Annotated in this window: 1 protein-coding gene; it reads left to right on the top strand. The window is 35.7% G+C overall.

What is annotated here, in order from left to right:
- Positions 1-93 precede the first annotated feature (93 nt).
- Positions 94-213 (top strand): TRAP transporter large permease subunit (locus V6255_RS18850; RefSeq protein ID WP_341629470.1); only part of this gene is annotated, 120 nt, incomplete at its 3' end.

Raw genomic sequence — 213 nt, 5'->3', positions numbered from 1 at the left:
ACTGCTTTTTCAATGGTATTTTCTTACTCGGGTGGTGAGGAGTTAATTGAAGACTTAATGTTTAGTTTACCTGGTGAGTAATGGGGCTTTTTAATTATTACCATGTTGGTTATTTTAGTACTTGGTTTCTTTCTCGATTTTGTAGAGATGTCATTTATTGTCGTTCCTATGTTGTACCCTATCGCTGAAATGATGGGCATTGATTTAACGTGG

The sequence above is a fragment of the Psychromonas arctica genome (assembly GCF_038155225.1).
Lineage (GTDB): Bacteria > Pseudomonadota > Gammaproteobacteria > Enterobacterales > Psychromonadaceae > Psychromonas > Psychromonas arctica_B.
Note: the sequence above shows the minus strand (reverse complement) of the source record. Positions and strands in the feature narration are given on the sequence as shown.